The 1,061-nt window shown below is 63.9% G+C and carries 1 protein-coding gene; it reads left to right on the top strand.

Features of this window, described 5'->3' with window-relative positions; all coding sequences use genetic code 11:
* Positions 1 to 1,061 (top strand): SulP family inorganic anion transporter (locus KYK83_RS17025; protein WP_248284547.1); only part of this gene is annotated, 1,061 nt, incomplete at both ends.

Below are 1,061 nucleotides of genomic sequence, written 5' to 3'. Positions count from 1 at the left end.
GCTGCCGGAGCCGTAGCGGCGCAGGGGACTGAACTTTATCTCGACGCGGCAATCACCCTTGCAGCCTTGTCCGGTGTGATGCTGGCCGTGCTCGGATTCCTGCGGATGGGCTTCTTGGCCAACCTCCTCTCGCACCCCGTCATCAGCGGCTTCATCACCGCCAGCGGCATCCTGATCGCGACGAGCCAGTTGAAGCACATTCTCGGCGTATCGGCAGGCGGCGACAACTGGCCCGAGATGCTCGGCGGGCTCGCGGCGGCAATCGACACGGTCAATCCGTGGACGCTCGCCATTGGGATTCCAGCGACGTTGTTCCTCTTCTGGGTCCGAAAGGGCTTGAAGCCGGCCTTGGTCGCGATGGGTCTATCTTCACGAACCGCCGACATCGCGGCCAAGGCAGGTCCGGTCGTAGCAGTTGTTGCGACGATCCTTGCCGCCATCGGCCTCAATCTCGAGGATCGCGGTGTGAACCTCGTCGGTGCAATTCCGCAGGGTCTTCCGCCTTTCGCCCTGCCCTCGACCGATCTAGGTCTAATCGGGCAACTGTGGGTCCCCGCGCTGCTCATTTCGATCATCGGCTTCGTCGAAAGCGTATCGGTTGCGCAGACGCTTGCGGCTAAACGCCGTCAACGGATTGCACCGAACCAGGAGCTTATCGGCCTTGGCGCATCGAACATCGCCAGTGCCTTTTCCGGGGGCTACCCCGTCACCGGCGGATTTGCGCGCTCGGTCGTCAACTTCGACGCCGGGGCCGAGACGCCCGCAGCCGGAGCTTACACCGCTGTCGGTATTGCGCTGGCGGGACTGTTCCTGACCCCGCTGCTCTACAGCCTGCCCATCGCCACATTGGCTGCAACGATCATCGTCGCGGTTCTCAGCCTCGTCGATCTCAAGACTCCCGGCCAGCTCTGGAACTACTCCAAGGCCGACTTCGCCGCGCACATGGCGACGATCGCTATCACGCTGCTTGCGGGCGTCGAGCTGGGTGTGATCGCGGGCGTTGGCGTCGGCCTCCTTCTCTATCTCTGGCGCGCCAGCCGCCCCCATGCCGCCATCGTCGG

This window comes from Qipengyuania pacifica (assembly GCF_019857205.1).
Classification (GTDB): domain Bacteria; phylum Pseudomonadota; class Alphaproteobacteria; order Sphingomonadales; family Sphingomonadaceae; genus Qipengyuania; species Qipengyuania pacifica.
Note: the sequence above shows the minus strand (reverse complement) of the source record. Positions and strands in the feature narration are given on the sequence as shown.